The following is a 13,586-nucleotide window of genomic DNA, read 5'->3' on the forward strand; positions in this document are numbered from 1 at the left end:
GGCGCCGGGCCTAAGCCCGCTTGCGGGCACACCCAAAGTGGGTGGGCTTGGTTACACTGAAACCCTCTTTGCTGAGGGGGGTGGATATGGCAGGTGGAATCCTGGTTGGAGTCCTGGTTCTCTTTCTCGTCTGGGCGGTGCTGAGCTATAACGGGCTGGTCCGGCTCAAGCACGAGCTCGCCCGGGCCTGGTCCAACATCGACGTGCTGCTCAAGCAGCGCCACGACGAGCTGCCCAAACTGGTCGAAGTCTGCCGCCAGTACCAGCAGTTCGAGGTCGCAACGCTGACCCGCATCGTCGAAGCCCGGGGCCGGATCGCCCAGGCCCGCGAAGCGCTCGACGTCGACGCTCTGGGTCAGGCCGAGACGAGCCTGCGCGCCGACCTCGGCCGCCTCTTCGCGGTCGCCGAGCAGTATCCCGAGCTCAAAGCCGATGCGCGCTACGCCGAGCTTCAGCAGCGGATCGTCGCGCTCGAGAACGCGATCGCGGATCGCCGCGAGACCTATAACGATGCGGTGACGGCCAACAACGTCCGCGTCGAACAGTTCCCGGACACCGTGATCGCCCGCCTCTTCCGCTTCGACACCCGCTCGCCGCTGCGCTTCACCAGCGCCGAGACACGCGACGTCGATCTGGGCAAGCTCTTCCGCTGAGTTCGATGCGCAGCCCGCTCGCGGAAAACCGCCCCCCCTGGCTCGATGCGCTGGCCGCAGGCGCTTTGGCGCTCTTGCTGGCGGGTTTCGGCGCGCTCGTCGAAGGGGTCGGCGAGCGCGAACTGATCCTGATCGTCGGCAGCGTCTTCGCGCTCGCCGCGCTGCCGGGCTGGATTGTTCTTCATCGCCGCATCCGCCTGATCGCGGATATCCCGCTGCAGAAAGCCGGTTCGGCCGCCCAGGGCCGGATCGCGATCAATGGCCGCGCCAAAGCCCTGGCGGGCGTCCAGCCCCTCAATCCGCTGAACGGCCTGCCCTGCCTCTGGTATCACGTCAGCGTGACCCGGGGCAAAGGCGAAAACCAAGAACACTACGAATACGGCAGTGACGAGAGCTTTCTGATTGCCGACGACAGCGGAGAGTGCCTGATCGAGCCGACCGGGGCCCAGGTTCTCGCCGCCCAGAGCGAGACCGTGATCCGCGACGACGAGCGCATCGTCCACTCGATGATCCTGGCCGGCGAAACCCTGTTCGTGATCGGCCAGTTCCGGGCCCTCGCCAGTGACGCGTTGCGCAGCGAGGAAGAACTCGCCCGCGAGCTGATCGCCGACTGGAAGCAGGATCCCGAGAGCCTGCGCAAGCGTTTCGATCTGGATCGCAGCGGCGAGATCGATACCCGCGAATGGACGCTCGCCCGCGCCGCCGCACGGCGGGAAGCACGGCAACGCCGCCTCGACGCGGCTGGCGAGGCCACGCTCCACGCGATCGGCGCCGACCGCGCCGGAATGCTGATCTCGGCTCAGCCCCGCCCGCGCTTGCTGCGGCGCCTGCGGCTCTGGCGCGCTTTCGCGACCTTCGCCTTCCTCTGCGGCAGTGCGCTGATCGGCAAAGCTTTGACCCTTCGCTAAAAGCGGCAAGGTTTTCGCGTGGTAAACTCAAATACTTGATTCGACGGCGGGTTTAGCTCCGCCACCCCCATTCCCTGACCTGGAGTGATGATGACTGCCTCGATCTTTGCCGCGGTTGAAATGGCCCCCCGCGATCCGATTCTCGGCCTCAACGAAGCCTTCAACGCCGACACCCGCACGACCAAAGTGAACCTTGGCGTCGGGGTCTATTTCAACGACAACGGCAAGATCCCGCTGCTCGGCGCGGTCAAGGCGGCCGAAGCGGCCCGCCTGGAAACCCAGCCGCCGCGCGGCTATCAACCGATCGACGGACTTGCCGCCTACAACAAGGCGGTCCAGGCCCTGCTCTTCGGTCAGGATTCGCCGCTGATCGCGAACGCCCAGGCCGTCACGGTCCAGGCTCTGGGCGGCACCGGCGCGCTGAAGATCGGTGCCGACTACCTGAAGCAACTGACCCCAGCCTCGACCGTCTATATCTCCGACCCGAGCTGGGAAAACCATCGCGCGCTGTTCGAGGCCGCCGGCTTCAAGGTCGAAACCTATCCCTACTATGACGCCGCAACTGGCGGCGTCGCGTTCGGGGCAATGCTGGCCAAGCTCAAGACGCTGCCGGCCGGCTCCGTCGTCGTGCTGCACGCCTGCTGCCACAACCCGACCGGCGCGGATCTGACCGATGCCCAGTGGGACGAAGTCGTTGCCGCCTGCCGCGAAAAAGGCCTGATCCCCTTCCTCGACATGGCCTACCAGGGCTTTGCCGAAGGCATCGAGCCCGATGCCGCCGCGGTGCGCAAATTCGCCGCCTCCGGTCTGCAGTTCTTCGTCTCCAGCTCGTTCTCGAAGAGCTTCTCGCTGTACGGAGAACGGGTCGGCGCGCTGACGCTGGTCACGGACAGCAAGGATGAAGCCGCTCGCGTGCTCTCCCAGGTCAAGCGCGTGATCCGCACCAACTACTCGAATCCGCCGACCCATGGCGGCGCCGTCGTCGCCGCGGTGCTGACCAGCCCCGAGCTGCGCCAGCAATGGGAAGAGGAGCTGGCCGCGATGCGCACGCGGATCCGCGAGATGCGCAAGGGCCTGGCCGAGCGCCTCGCCGAACGCGGCGTCAAGCGCGATCTCTCGTTCGTGACCAACCAGCGCGGCATGTTCTCGTATACGGGCCTCTCCGCCGCCCAGGTCGAGACTCTGCGCACCGAGTACGGCATCTACGCCGTCTCGACCGGCCGGATCTGTGTCGCGGCGCTGAACAGCCGCAACCTCGACTACGTCGCCGACGCGCTCGCCAAAGCGATGATCTGAACGCTGGGCTCCCAGACGAAAAGGCCGGCTTGCCGGCCTTTTTCATTTGATCGCCAGCGCACCACGGTTCAGAGCGAGAGAAAGCGCCTCAGGTTGTGCTGCTGCCAGTCGCGCCGCTCGGCAGTCGCGCTCGCGTAGCGCAGGCTCTCGTCAGGAGACTGGGCAGCGAAAGTCTGCAGCAGCCGGCGCAGCAGCGCGTGGTCGGGCAGCATAGCCCCGAAGAACAGCACCGCATCACCGCGCTGGATCAGCAAGGACGGAAAATTTTCGACGTCGATGTCGCCGATCCGATCCGCCTCGTCCTCGACATCGACCCATTCGAAGCCCATCTCCGGGAACTCGGCAGCCAGCGCTGCGAAGCCCGCACGGTAGTCCCGGCAGGTTCCGCACCACTCGGCGCAGAGGCAGGCGACGAAGAATTCGAAGTCGCGGGGAGAGGGCATGACAGGCAGCGAAGGCAGAGGAAGATTCGGGATTATGCCAGCCAGCCTTGACTTGAACGAGGTGGATGCCGATAATTCCCCTTTTTCCAAATGGCTGGCCACATCCGCCGGCTGCGGCGAAAGGGTATGAAATGAAAACTGAAGGCCATCCGAATTACGTCGAAGTGAAGGTCAACTGCTCCTGCGGCAACACCTTCACGACCCGCTCCACGGTGGGCAAGGAAACGTTCCACGTCGAAGTTTGCTCTGAATGCCACCCGTTCTGGACCGGCAAGCAGAAGATCGTCGACACTGCCGGTCGCGTCGAACGCTTCCGTCAGAAGTACGGCAAGAGCGCTGCCTGAGTTTCAGGCCGCATTCTGCGCAAAAGGCAGCTTCGGCTGCCTTTTTGTTTTTCCGGGCCGTCCCGGCCCGACTAAACTCTCATCTTTCGCCGCGAGATCCCCATGGCGCCAACATCCGCACCTTTCCCCAAACTCCCGCTCAGGGTCTTGTGGCTTGTGTTCGCGCTCTACGCCCTTCCCGGCCTGATCGATCACGACCCTTGGCGAGGCGACGATGCCGAGTTCTTCAGCGCGATCCACCAGATGTTGGGCGGTGGCGACTGGTTGATCCCGTCGGTGGCCGGCCGGCCGCTGCTCGACTATCCGCCGCTCTATTACTGGCTGGGCGCGATCCTCGGCAAAGCATTCGGCTGGCTGATTCCGCTTCACGACGCGGCACGGCTCGCCTCCGGGCTCTTTGTCGCAGCAACGCTCTACTGCCTGGCGCGCGCCGCCCGCAAGCTCTACGGTGAGCACGCCGACCGCGCGGCGGTCCTGCTGGGCCTGGGCACGCTGGGTCTGCTGATCCACGCTCACGAGTTCCAGCCGCAGCTCGCGCTGCTCGCCTGCAGCTCGGCCGCCTTCCTCGGCTATGCGGAATTCCTCGCCGCGCCGCGCCGCGGCGCGATCATCGCCGGCCTCGCGATCGGCGCAGCCTTCCTGGCCGCCGGCCTTGCCGCGCTACCGCTCCTGCTACCTCTGTGGGTGCTGTTGCCCGGACTTTGCAGCGAATGCCGCAAGCAGAACCGCTTGAAGGCCCTGGGTCTGGGCGCGGCGATCACCGCAGTCATCGTCCTCGGCTGGATCGGCCTGCTCGCGTCTCTTCGCCCGGCGAACTTCTCCGCCTGGTGGTCTTTCGAGCTCGCCAGCATCACCCCCCACTTCCACAACTTCATCCAGCTCGATCCCTTGCTGCAGCTGATGGCCTGGTTCCTGTGGCCGCTCTGGCCGCTGGCCGGCTGGACTCTGTGGAAGCGACGCAAACAGCTCACCGAGACGTCTTTCCTGCTGCCGCTCGCCTCTTTCGCGCTGGCGCTGATCCTGGTCTGCTTCACCGGCGCGCTGCGCCCCGCTCACGCGCTGCCGCTGATCCCGCCCCTGTTGCTGCTCGCCGCCGACGGAGCCCTGAGCCTGAGACGAGGCGCCGCGAGCAGTCTGGACTGGTTTGGCCGCATGACCTTCGCGACGACCGGCGCTTTCGCATGGATCGCGTGGTCCGCCCAGCACTTCGGCCACCCCGCACCGCTCGCCCGCAACATCGCGCGACTCGTGCCCGGCTACGTTCCGCAGCTCTCGACCATCGGGATCGTCTGCGCGGTCGCCCTGAGCCTCGCGTGGATCGCGGTGATGATCCGCCCGCCTCGCTCGCCGCTGCGCGGAGCATTCACCTGGGCCGCCGGAGTGACTTTCCTGTGGGCCCTGGTCGTCGCGCTCTTCCTCGCACCGATCGACGCCAGCAAGAGCTACCGACGGATTTCCCAAGAGCTTGCACTCGCGCTCGCTCAGCACGGCAGCGGCTGCGTCGCCGAGATCGGCATGGGGCCCAGCCAGTGGGGTTCCTTCGCCTACTTCGACAAGATCGCCTTCGTCTCCGCCCGGCCTGGCGCGCCGCTTCCGGCCTGCACCCGCCTCGTCATCTACACGAGCCGCGATGAGACCGTCGCGCCTCCGGCCTCCTGGCGGCCAGTCTGGGAGATGAGCCGCGGCCGCAAGCGAAGCGCCGAACGGCTCAGGCTCTACGTCCCCGAGACGCTTTGAGCGCTCAGGGCAGACGCAGGAAGGCGTCGCGGTAGTAGGCGAGCTCAGCGATCGATTCGCGGATGTCAGCCAGGGCCGTGTGGGCTCCGGCTTTCTTGACCCCCGCGAAGACCGCAGGATTCCAGCGCTTCGCGAGCTCCTTGAGCGTGCTGACGTCGATATTGCGATAGTGGAACCAGTCTTCGAGCTCGGGCATCCAGCGCGCCATGAAACGCCGGTCCTGACCGATCGAATTGCCGCACATCGGACTGGCCTTGGCGGGCAGCAACGGATCGAGAAATTCGCGCAGGATTTTCACCGCGGCAGCTTCATCGACTTTTGAGGCACGCACGCGTTCGATCAGCCCGCTCTTGCCGTGCGTGTTCTGGTTCCACTCGTCCATGCCGGCCAGCGCTTCGTCGGACTGGTGGACCGCAATGACCGGCCCTTCGGCGACGACTTCGAGATGAGCATCGGTGACGATCACCGCGACTTCGAGAATCCGGTCTCGGTCCGGCTCGAGGCCGGTCATTTCCATGTCGACCCAGACAAGACGATTCGGGTCCTGTGCCATAATTTCAGCCTCCAAAACAAATGCGGATTGTCGCATAGCCGCCTTTGGCGCGCCGCGCACCGCCAGCCGAATGACTTCCTCCGCTTTCGCGACACTTTTCGCCGGTTTCCTGCTGCTCTCTTTCGGTCTCAGGCTCTGGCTGGCCTGGCGCCAGGTCAGCCACGTCGGCCGTGCCCGCGCCACGGTGCCCGCTGCCTTTGCGGATCGGATCCCGCTCGAAGCGCACCAGAAGGCGGCCGACTACACGCGCGCCCGGCTCGCGGTCGGCGTCGTCGAACTGACGGCCGAGATGGCGCTGCTCGTCGCGCTGACTTTCGGCGGCGGCCTGCAGGCGATCCACGACGCCTGGAGCCAACAGTTGCCCAGCGGCGGGCTCTGGCACGGAATCGCCTTCCTCGCAACACTGTCGGTGATCTCCTTCATCGTCGGCCTGCCTTTCTCGATCTGGACCACCTTTGTCACCGAAGCGCGCTTCGGTTTCAACAAGACAAGCCTCGCCGTCTTCATCAAGGATCTCTTCACCGCCGCCTGCGTCGCGGTGGTGATCGGCCTACCGGTCACTGCGATCGTGCTGTGGTTGATGGCGGCGAGCGGCGCGAACTGGTGGGTCTGGGTCTGGGCCTTCTGGCTCTCGTTCAACCTGCTCGCAATGGTGCTCTACCCGGTCCTGATCGCACCGCTCTTCAACAAATTCACACCGCTTGAAGACGGCCCGGTCAAGACCCGGATCGAAGCGCTGCTCGCACGCTGCGGTTTTCGCGCCTCCGGCCTCTTCGTGATGGACGGCTCGAAGCGCTCGGCGCACGGCAATGCCTATTTCACCGGTTTCGGCGCCGCGAAGCGCATCGTCTTCTTCGATACGCTGATCGAGAAACTCGCCCCCGAGGAAGTCGAGGCGGTGCTGGCCCACGAGCTGGGTCACTTCAAGCTGCGCCACCTGTGGCAGCGGATCGCCTTCATGGCCGCGATGAGTCTCGCCATTCTGGCGCTGCTCGGCGCGCTGATCACCGAGCCGTGGTTCTTCAATGGCTTGGGCATGAGCGCCAACGACACCGCGAGCGCGCTCGCACTCTTCCTGTTCGCGCTGCCGGTGTTCAGCTTTCCGCTGACCCCGCTGGGGAGTCTGTGGTCGCGCGTCCATGAATTCCAGGCCGACGCCTATGCCGCCCGCCACGCCCAGGCCACCGACCTTGTCTCGGCCCTGGTCAAGATGTACCGCGACAACGCCGGCACCTTGACGCCCGATCCGCTCTACTCGGCTTTCTACGATTCTCACCCTCCGGCGCCGATCCGGATCGCCCGCCTGAGCGCTTCATGAAACAGCTCGCGACGCTGATCGCGGCCTTCGGCCGCCAGTACGAAGTCGAGCTCGACTCCGGCGAGCTACTGCTCTGTTTCCCGCGCGCAAAAAAAAGCCTCTTCGCCTGCGGCGACCGGGTCGAAGTCACAGTCACCGCGCCCGGCCAGGGCGTCATCGACAAGCTCGAAGCGCGCAGCTCGCTGCTCTACCGCGAAGACGCTTTCAAACAGAAACTGATCGCCGCCAATCTGACCCAGGTCATCATCGTCACCGCGGTCGAACCGAGCTTCAACCCCGAGCTGCTGACCCGCTGCCTGTGCGCGGCCGAGGATCAGGAGCTCAAGACGCTGATCGTGCTGAACAAGTGCGACCTCACAACCCAGCTCGACGCGGCCCGCGCGCTGCTCGCACCGCTCGTCGCGATCGGCTACGAAGTGCTCGAGCTGTCGGCGCACGGCGAGCTCGGCGAGCTCGCCCGCCGCCTGCCCGGCGAACAAAGCCTGCTGGTCGGTCAGTCCGGAATGGGCAAGTCGACGTTGACCAACGCGCTCGTTCCCGACGCGGAAGCGAGAACCCGGGAGATCTCGGCGGCGCTCGATTCGGGCAAGCACACGACGACCTTCTCCCGCCTCTACAAGCTGCCCGGAGGCGGAACGCTGATCGACAGCCCGGGTCTGCAGATGTTCGGGCTCGCCCAGCTGTCGCGCGGCGCCCTCGAACATTCCTTCATCGATTTTCGCCCCTTCCTCGGCCAGTGCCGCTTTCGCGACTGCCGTCACGAGGCGGAGCCCGATTGCGCGCTGCGCGCCGCGGCCGAAACAGGGGCGATCCATCCGCAGCGCTTCGCCCACTACCTGACGCTCAGATCCGAGCTCGAATACGCGCAACGCGCGCGCGTCGGCCATTGAGCGCCAGCAAATCCGGTCATGGTTCGCTTGCGGAGCGCTGATAGAATCGAAAGTCCAGGAGATATTTCATGCCGTTTGGACTTCACTCACTGATCCTCTCGCAGACCGACATGGCGGGTTCGCTGATTCCCGCCGAGTTCTCGCTCTACGCCCCGTCCGCCGAGGAAGTCTTCCTGTTCGGTGACATGACGCACTGGCAGAGCGGCAAGCTCGCGATGCAGCGCGACGGCGACGGAGTCTGGCGACTCAAGCTGCAACTGCGCAGCGGCCAGTGGCACTACAAGTTCGATGTCGATGGCCGGCGCATTCCCGACCCGATGAATCCGCTGATCGCCGAGGACGGGATGGGAATGGGCGAATGCCACTCCTATGTCTTCCTCGGTCAGGGCGAATGGGACGACAAACCCAAAGTGCCCAAGGGCGAGCTGATCGACACCTTGATCCCCTGCACCAAACTCGGCGGCAACCTGCCCGGACAGCTCTACCTTCCCCCGGGAACCGGAGATAAGGACAAGCTGCCTCTGCTGACGCTGATCCACGGCCACCAGATGCGCGCAAACCAGTGGGCAACCAATGGCCGCATCCGCCAGTTCATGGACAACCTGCTTGCCCAGGGCCTGATTCGTCCATTTGCGGTTTTCCTTCCGGGCGGCCACGCCGGTCACGCCATGGAGAAATACGGCGAGGCGCTGACCCAGACCGCGCTACCCTGGCTCTCCCGCCAGTACCCGGTATCAGGCGAAGCCGCACTGAGGGCGATAGGCGGCATGTCGATCAGCGAATATGGCCCGCTGGCGATGGCTCTTGCCCACCCCAAGGCGTTCAGCCTCGTCGTGCCGATGAACGAGACTTTCCAGGATTCGGTGATCAGCACCGCGTTGGGCAAGCAGCCTTTCCGCATCCACCTGTTCTGCACGACCGAAGGCTGCGCCCCGCCGCAGTACCGGCAGCTGATGGAGCGGACCCGCTCGCTGGGGCTGAGCCTGCCCTTCATGCGCCTCGACGGCGTGCCGACCTGGCGCAACTGGAACGAGATGACGCCGGAGCTTCTGGTCAAGGTCTCGGATCACTTTCACCAGGCCAAGCGCAAACCCAAAACAGCCTGAGGCCACACAGGCTCCCGGTCTGGCTCCCTGGCCAGTAGATCCGGATATACGCAGCGGGATATATCGGTCTCGCCACCCACTGTCAGGGCTGGAAGTTTTCGCGCAACGCGCTAAAATCTCCGGATCATGGATGTGATCAAACAGGCGGACGGACAATGGGCGGTCCGCGACGATCAGGGAACAGTCGTCGGAGAACTCGACGGCCGCTATAGCGACTGGGTCGCGCGCGCGGATGGGCGCACGCTGGGTGTCTGCAAATCGCGCCGCACCGCCGAGATCCTGGTTCGCGCCTACCACCGCGGTGGCTTGAAGCGCTTTACCGGAAGCTGACCGTGTAGTTCAGATCGAGCGCCTGCTCGGTCCCCGCCCTGACCACCAAAGCAATCTTCTGGGTCAGCGCATAGCTCAGCCTGACCAGACTCTCGGTTCCCTGAACGCCCTGCTCCAGCGACAGATAGAGGTCGTTCGACAGGCGCTTGCCGACCACGACGACCTGCTGGCTGACGCTCTCACCGCCGCTGGCCGCGCTGCTGGTCGCGAAACCGGTTGCCGAGCCGGCGACCTGGCTGGTCGTTGCCCGTCCCAGGCCCTTGCTTTCCGACTGGGCAAGGCGGATCTGATCCACGCCGAAGACGCTGGCGATCTGTCCGGTGATCCCGCCGGTCGTATCCCCGAACAGCACTCCGGCCGCGGCCATCATCAGCGCTCCGTCCGCCTCCGATCCGCTGCCCGGCGCGCGCCCCAGCATGATCCACGACATCTTCTCGACATCGGGAACGTTCGGCGAGGAGACCAGCTTGACCCGGGGCTTCTGCGCGCTCCCGGTGATCTGCACGCCGGCTTCGACAGACAGTCCCTTGCGCAACGCGGTCACATTCAGCGCCGGGTTGGCCAGCGGCCCCAGGAAGGTGATCTTTCCTTCGTCGATCGTCAGGCGCTGACCATAGGCATCATAGACGCCTTCCTGAGTCTCGATGGCGCCGCTGGCGCGCAGCGCCTCGCCGGGGCGCGCATGCAGGCTCAGCGCACCGGCAAGGCGCGTATCGACCCCGAAAGCCTTCAGGTACAGGGCCTGGCCGAGATCGACCTCGAGGTCGGTCGCGATCCGGAAGCGCTGCTCCCCGCTCTGGGTCCGCCCGCGGACCACGACATCGTCGTCGAGCGTCGGCAGTCCCTTGCGGGCAAACCCGATGAAGCCGGCCGGGACCGTGAAGCGTCCGGTCAGCGTCATCGATTTCCACGTCGATTCAATCTGGCCCTGACCCGAGATCAGCAACCAGCGATCCCGGCGTTGCAGCATCGCGAGCCGGTCGGCGTCGATCCGGAACAGACCTCGTCCACTCGCCAGCTCAATCTGCCCGCTCGCGCTCGCCCGGCCGGGCTGGGCCGTCAGCGCCTTGAAATCGATCCGCTTCTCATCGGGCCTGACCCGGGTCGGCGAAACAAAGGAAAGTTCATCCAGATAGGCCCGGTCGGCATCGAAACGCAGCCTGAGCCGCCCTCCGCTGACCCTGAGCCCCTGATCGACCATCACCAGGCCCAGGTTCTCCCCCTGGGCCGAGCCGCTCGCGAGCGGATGCGCGGGCGTGCCGTTGACAGCGAAATCCCCGGAGATGCTGCCGGTCGTCCTCAGGTTCGCATCGATCAGCGGCCCCAGCCAATCGACGCGGGGAATCGCGATCTGCGCCCTGCCCTGCAGAGCTTCGTCGGGCGCGAGACGCCAGAGCAAACCGACCCGCATGAGGCGCGCCGACAGCGAAGCCGTGAAGCGACCGCTGCGCAGGCCCAGAGCGCTCGCCCTGACGCTGAGGCTGTCATCCTTGACGCTCGCCGAAGCGTCGAGCTCGCTCAGTCCCAGCGCGACCGGAGAATCGTCGCCGACGACGACATCGCCACCTTCACGAAAAACCCGGACGTGGCCGTTGGCGTGCTCGGCGAGCTGGAGATCCCATTCGGCACCGAACTGCAGCGCGATCCGGCGCGTGCGCACGCGCAGCGGATCGATCGCGCCAGGGCGGATCTCGGCGCCCGACAGATGTCCGCGGGCAAGGATCTCGCGGGCAGTCCAGCTCAACAGCTCAGAGCTGATCTCGGTTTTCTCGCCACGCAGCGTTGCCGCTCCGAGGCGCAGGTGATCGGGGCCGAAGGCCAGATCGGCCGGAGCGACGAGGTGGAGCTCGCCCCCCGCTTCCAGCCCCAGGCGCTTGAGCTTGCCGCTCCAGGCCAGAGCCTGGCCGAGACCGCCCCGGGCCTCGGCATGAAGCGCGTAGCGGCGCGGCAGCTCCAGCTCCAGCTTCAAAACGTGGTCGGACCTCAAACCCTGAGCGCTGAGCGTGGCCCGCCGCAGTTTCGCGTCGGGCTCGCCGGGGGCACGATAACCGGCCAGCGCAAACTGCAACGAAAACGGCGAAGCCCGTCCTTCGGGAAGACGGGCGCGCAGATTGATCGCATCGAGCCGGTGTCCCCCCGGAACAGCCAGCTTGTCCCCGCGCAGATCGATATCCCCCGCGAAGTGATCGAGCGAACCGGAAAGCGAGCCCGTGCCGGTGAGCCGACCGTCGAAACCCGCGCCCAAACGGGAGAGCGCGGGAGCATCGATGCGAAAAGCGAGCTTCTCGCCGGAGCGGCCGAAAGCGCCTTCGGCGCTGATCCGATTGCCGAGCGCGTCGAGCGTGAACCGGGTGCGGCGCAGATGACCGTCGGCAAGCGAGACGGCGCCCTCCCCTCCGACCGGCAGGCCGGCAAAGCGGCTGTCGGCGAGCTCAAAGCTGCCGTCCAGTGCGAGTTTCGGCGCGAGCCGGCCCTGGGCGGAGAGCCGTCCGGACAACGAACCCACCGGCGAAGCCGCCCAGAATGCGTGCGGATCGAAACGCGAGGCCTGCAGTTCAACGGAAAAACGGCGCGTCGCGTCCAGGCTCAGCGAGCCGGATCCTCCCAGCTCGGCAGAACCCGAAGCGAGGCGCAGCGCGGAGAGCTCGAGCCGAGAGCCACGCCGGACGAGATCGGCGGCGAGGCGCAGTTTCCCGTCGCCGACATCGACGTGGGCTTTCTGGCTGTCGCGTCCGGCCTCGGCGACGATCTGCCCGGCAAGGCGGGCAGAGGGCAGACGGCTGTGCAAGCGGGACGGATCGAGTCCGGCCAGCACCAGATCGGCTTCAAGCATTCCCCAGGCATCCGGCTGGCCCGCTCGGCGCCAGGCCAAGCGCCCGGCCATTGTGCCGCCACCGGGCACGCGCAGATCGACCTTGCCCAGCTCGACGCGGCTGCCGTCCCACGCGAGATCGGTGGTGAGGCGCTCCACCGGAAGCCGTCCCGAATCGAGCGTGCCGGCTTCGCTGTTGAGGACTGTCACCGGCCCGCCGATCCGCAAACCGCTCTTTGCCGCGGCCTCGGGAAGGCCGCGCCGAGGGCGCAGCGGCGCGAGCTGCGCCTTCAGCGCGAGCTGGGCGCGGGGAGATGCGGGATTGAGCCTTTGCGGATCGAAAGAGTCTGCGTCGAGATCCAGCCCCACCAGCGTCTGCGCGGCGAAACTCTTCAACCTGAGCCGGCCACGGAGCTTGAAGAGATCGGAGCGACCGTCGCCGGCGAGGTCGAGGTCGACCAGCGACCCGTTCGCCGTCACGCGCGCCGGCAGTTCCCGGGCACCATAGCGAACCCGGATCCGCCCATTGGCCGCAATCGCGAAAGGCGGGTCGGGAACCAGACTGCCGCTCAGCGAAGCCGGTCCCCAGTCGGTCTGCCCGGAGAGGGACTGGATCAGCCAGCGATGACGGGCGAAGACGGCCCTGGCCTCGAGGGCGGAAAACCCGAACAGCCGGACATGGTTATGGGCGTCAAGATCGGAGGAGAAGTCGAAGCGCCCGAGCTTCGCGCGTTCGACGTGAAGCTCGAAGGGCAAGGCGAAGGACTTGGGGATGGACGGCGGCTTCCCCGAGGCTTGATGACCGACTTCGAGCGAGCTCGCGGCAAGGCTACGGCAGTGCAGCACGCCGCGCAGGAGCCCGGAGAGCTGCCAGTCCACGGCGAGATCCCGGATTTCGACCCGGGTCAGTCCGATCTCGAGATGAAAGCGTTCGAGCGCGAAGCGGTCGCGCAAACGCCCGCTGACGCCTTCGATCCGCAGATCCCCGCGCCCGAGCACGTTCAGGCTCTCGGCAAGCGCGACCAGCCCTGAGGGCGTCTCGACGAGCCAGGCCAGCCCGACCCAGGGGAGGAGCGCCGCGGCAAGCCCGAGCAGCATCGCGACAGGGCGACGCGCGACGCGTCCCGCCAGGCGCGACCAGAAGCGCTGGGGCGCTGGCTTTTCCGGCTTCTCCCGCGGCGCCTCTTCGCTCATGA

General features: G+C 66.2%; 12 protein-coding genes. 9 read left to right on the forward strand and 3 right to left on the reverse strand.

Annotated elements, in window-relative coordinates:
* The first annotated feature begins 86 nt into the window (after positions 1 to 86).
* The 3 genes from ACHFB9_RS14590 (at position 87) to ACHFB9_RS14600 (ending at position 2,857) form a co-directional block, all read left to right on the forward strand.
* Complete coding sequence (locus tag ACHFB9_RS14590; protein ID WP_417068086.1) at positions 87 to 653, forward strand: LemA family protein; 567 nt, start codon at positions 87 to 89, stop codon at positions 651 to 653.
* 5 nt (positions 654 to 658) lie between these two features.
* Positions 659 to 1,561, forward strand: coding sequence for a hypothetical protein (locus ACHFB9_RS14595; RefSeq protein WP_417068088.1), 903 nt, complete (start codon positions 659 to 661; stop codon positions 1,559 to 1,561).
* Positions 1,562 to 1,651: 90 nt separating this feature from the next.
* Positions 1,652 to 2,857 (forward strand): amino acid aminotransferase, encoded by a 1,206-nt coding sequence (locus ACHFB9_RS14600; protein WP_417068089.1) that lies wholly within the window; start codon positions 1,652 to 1,654, stop codon positions 2,855 to 2,857.
* Between the two features lie 68 nt (positions 2,858 to 2,925).
* Here the strand turns inward: ACHFB9_RS14600 and ACHFB9_RS14605 are convergent, their stop codons facing one another.
* Positions 2,926 to 3,300, reverse strand: a complete 375-nt coding sequence (locus ACHFB9_RS14605) for a thioredoxin family protein (protein ID WP_417068090.1) — start codon at positions 3,298 to 3,300, stop codon at positions 2,926 to 2,928.
* A gap of 131 nt (positions 3,301 to 3,431) precedes the next feature.
* Here ACHFB9_RS14605 and rpmE point away from each other — a divergent pair, with 131 nt between their 5' ends.
* Positions 3,432 to 3,644: a 50S ribosomal protein L31 gene (rpmE, locus tag ACHFB9_RS14610; protein WP_417068092.1), complete on the forward strand. Its 213-nt coding sequence runs from the start codon at positions 3,432 to 3,434 to the stop codon at positions 3,642 to 3,644.
* Positions 3,645 to 3,746: 102 nt separating this feature from the next.
* On the forward strand, positions 3,747 to 5,381 hold the full coding sequence (locus tag ACHFB9_RS14615; RefSeq protein ID WP_417068094.1) for an ArnT family glycosyltransferase: 1,635 nt from the start codon (positions 3,747 to 3,749) through the stop codon (positions 5,379 to 5,381).
* A 4-nt stretch (positions 5,382 to 5,385) separates the two neighbouring features.
* Here the strand turns inward: ACHFB9_RS14615 and orn are convergent, their stop codons facing one another.
* Positions 5,386 to 5,934 carry an oligoribonuclease gene (orn, locus tag ACHFB9_RS14620; protein WP_417068095.1) on the reverse strand — a complete coding sequence of 183 codons (549 nt, stop codon included), beginning with the start codon at positions 5,932 to 5,934 and terminating at the stop codon, positions 5,386 to 5,388.
* Between the two features lie 70 nt (positions 5,935 to 6,004).
* On the opposite strand from orn, the gene ACHFB9_RS14625 reads away from it, so the two are divergent.
* The 4 genes from ACHFB9_RS14625 (at position 6,005) to ACHFB9_RS14640 (ending at position 9,578) form a co-directional block, all read left to right on the forward strand.
* A complete protein-coding gene (locus ACHFB9_RS14625; protein ID WP_417068097.1) occupies positions 6,005 to 7,252 on the forward strand; it encodes a M48 family metallopeptidase in 1,248 nt (415 codons plus the stop codon).
* Positions 7,249 to 8,142 carry a ribosome small subunit-dependent GTPase A gene (rsgA, locus tag ACHFB9_RS14630; RefSeq protein WP_417068098.1) on the forward strand — a complete coding sequence of 298 codons (894 nt, stop codon included), beginning with the start codon at positions 7,249 to 7,251 and terminating at the stop codon, positions 8,140 to 8,142. The genes ACHFB9_RS14625 and rsgA overlap by 4 nt, the downstream gene beginning before the upstream one ends.
* A gap of 68 nt (positions 8,143 to 8,210) precedes the next feature.
* Positions 8,211 to 9,248: an alpha/beta hydrolase-fold protein gene (locus ACHFB9_RS14635; protein WP_417068100.1), complete on the forward strand. Its 1,038-nt coding sequence runs from the start codon at positions 8,211 to 8,213 to the stop codon at positions 9,246 to 9,248.
* A gap of 126 nt (positions 9,249 to 9,374) precedes the next feature.
* Entirely contained in the window at positions 9,375 to 9,578 is a 204-nt protein-coding gene (locus ACHFB9_RS14640) for a hypothetical protein (RefSeq protein WP_417068102.1), read from the forward strand.
* Here ACHFB9_RS14640 and ACHFB9_RS14645 read toward each other — a convergent pair.
* On the reverse strand, positions 9,565 to 13,584 hold the full coding sequence (locus ACHFB9_RS14645) for a translocation/assembly module TamB domain-containing protein (RefSeq protein ID WP_417068103.1): 4,020 nt from the start codon (positions 13,582 to 13,584) through the stop codon (positions 9,565 to 9,567). The genes ACHFB9_RS14640 and ACHFB9_RS14645 overlap by 14 nt on opposite strands.
* Between the last annotated feature and the right edge of the window lie 2 nt (positions 13,585 to 13,586).

Origin of the sequence: Niveibacterium terrae (assembly GCF_048213115.1) — a bacterium.
In the GTDB taxonomy this organism is placed as follows: Bacteria; Pseudomonadota; Gammaproteobacteria; order Burkholderiales; family Rhodocyclaceae; genus Niveibacterium; species Niveibacterium terrae.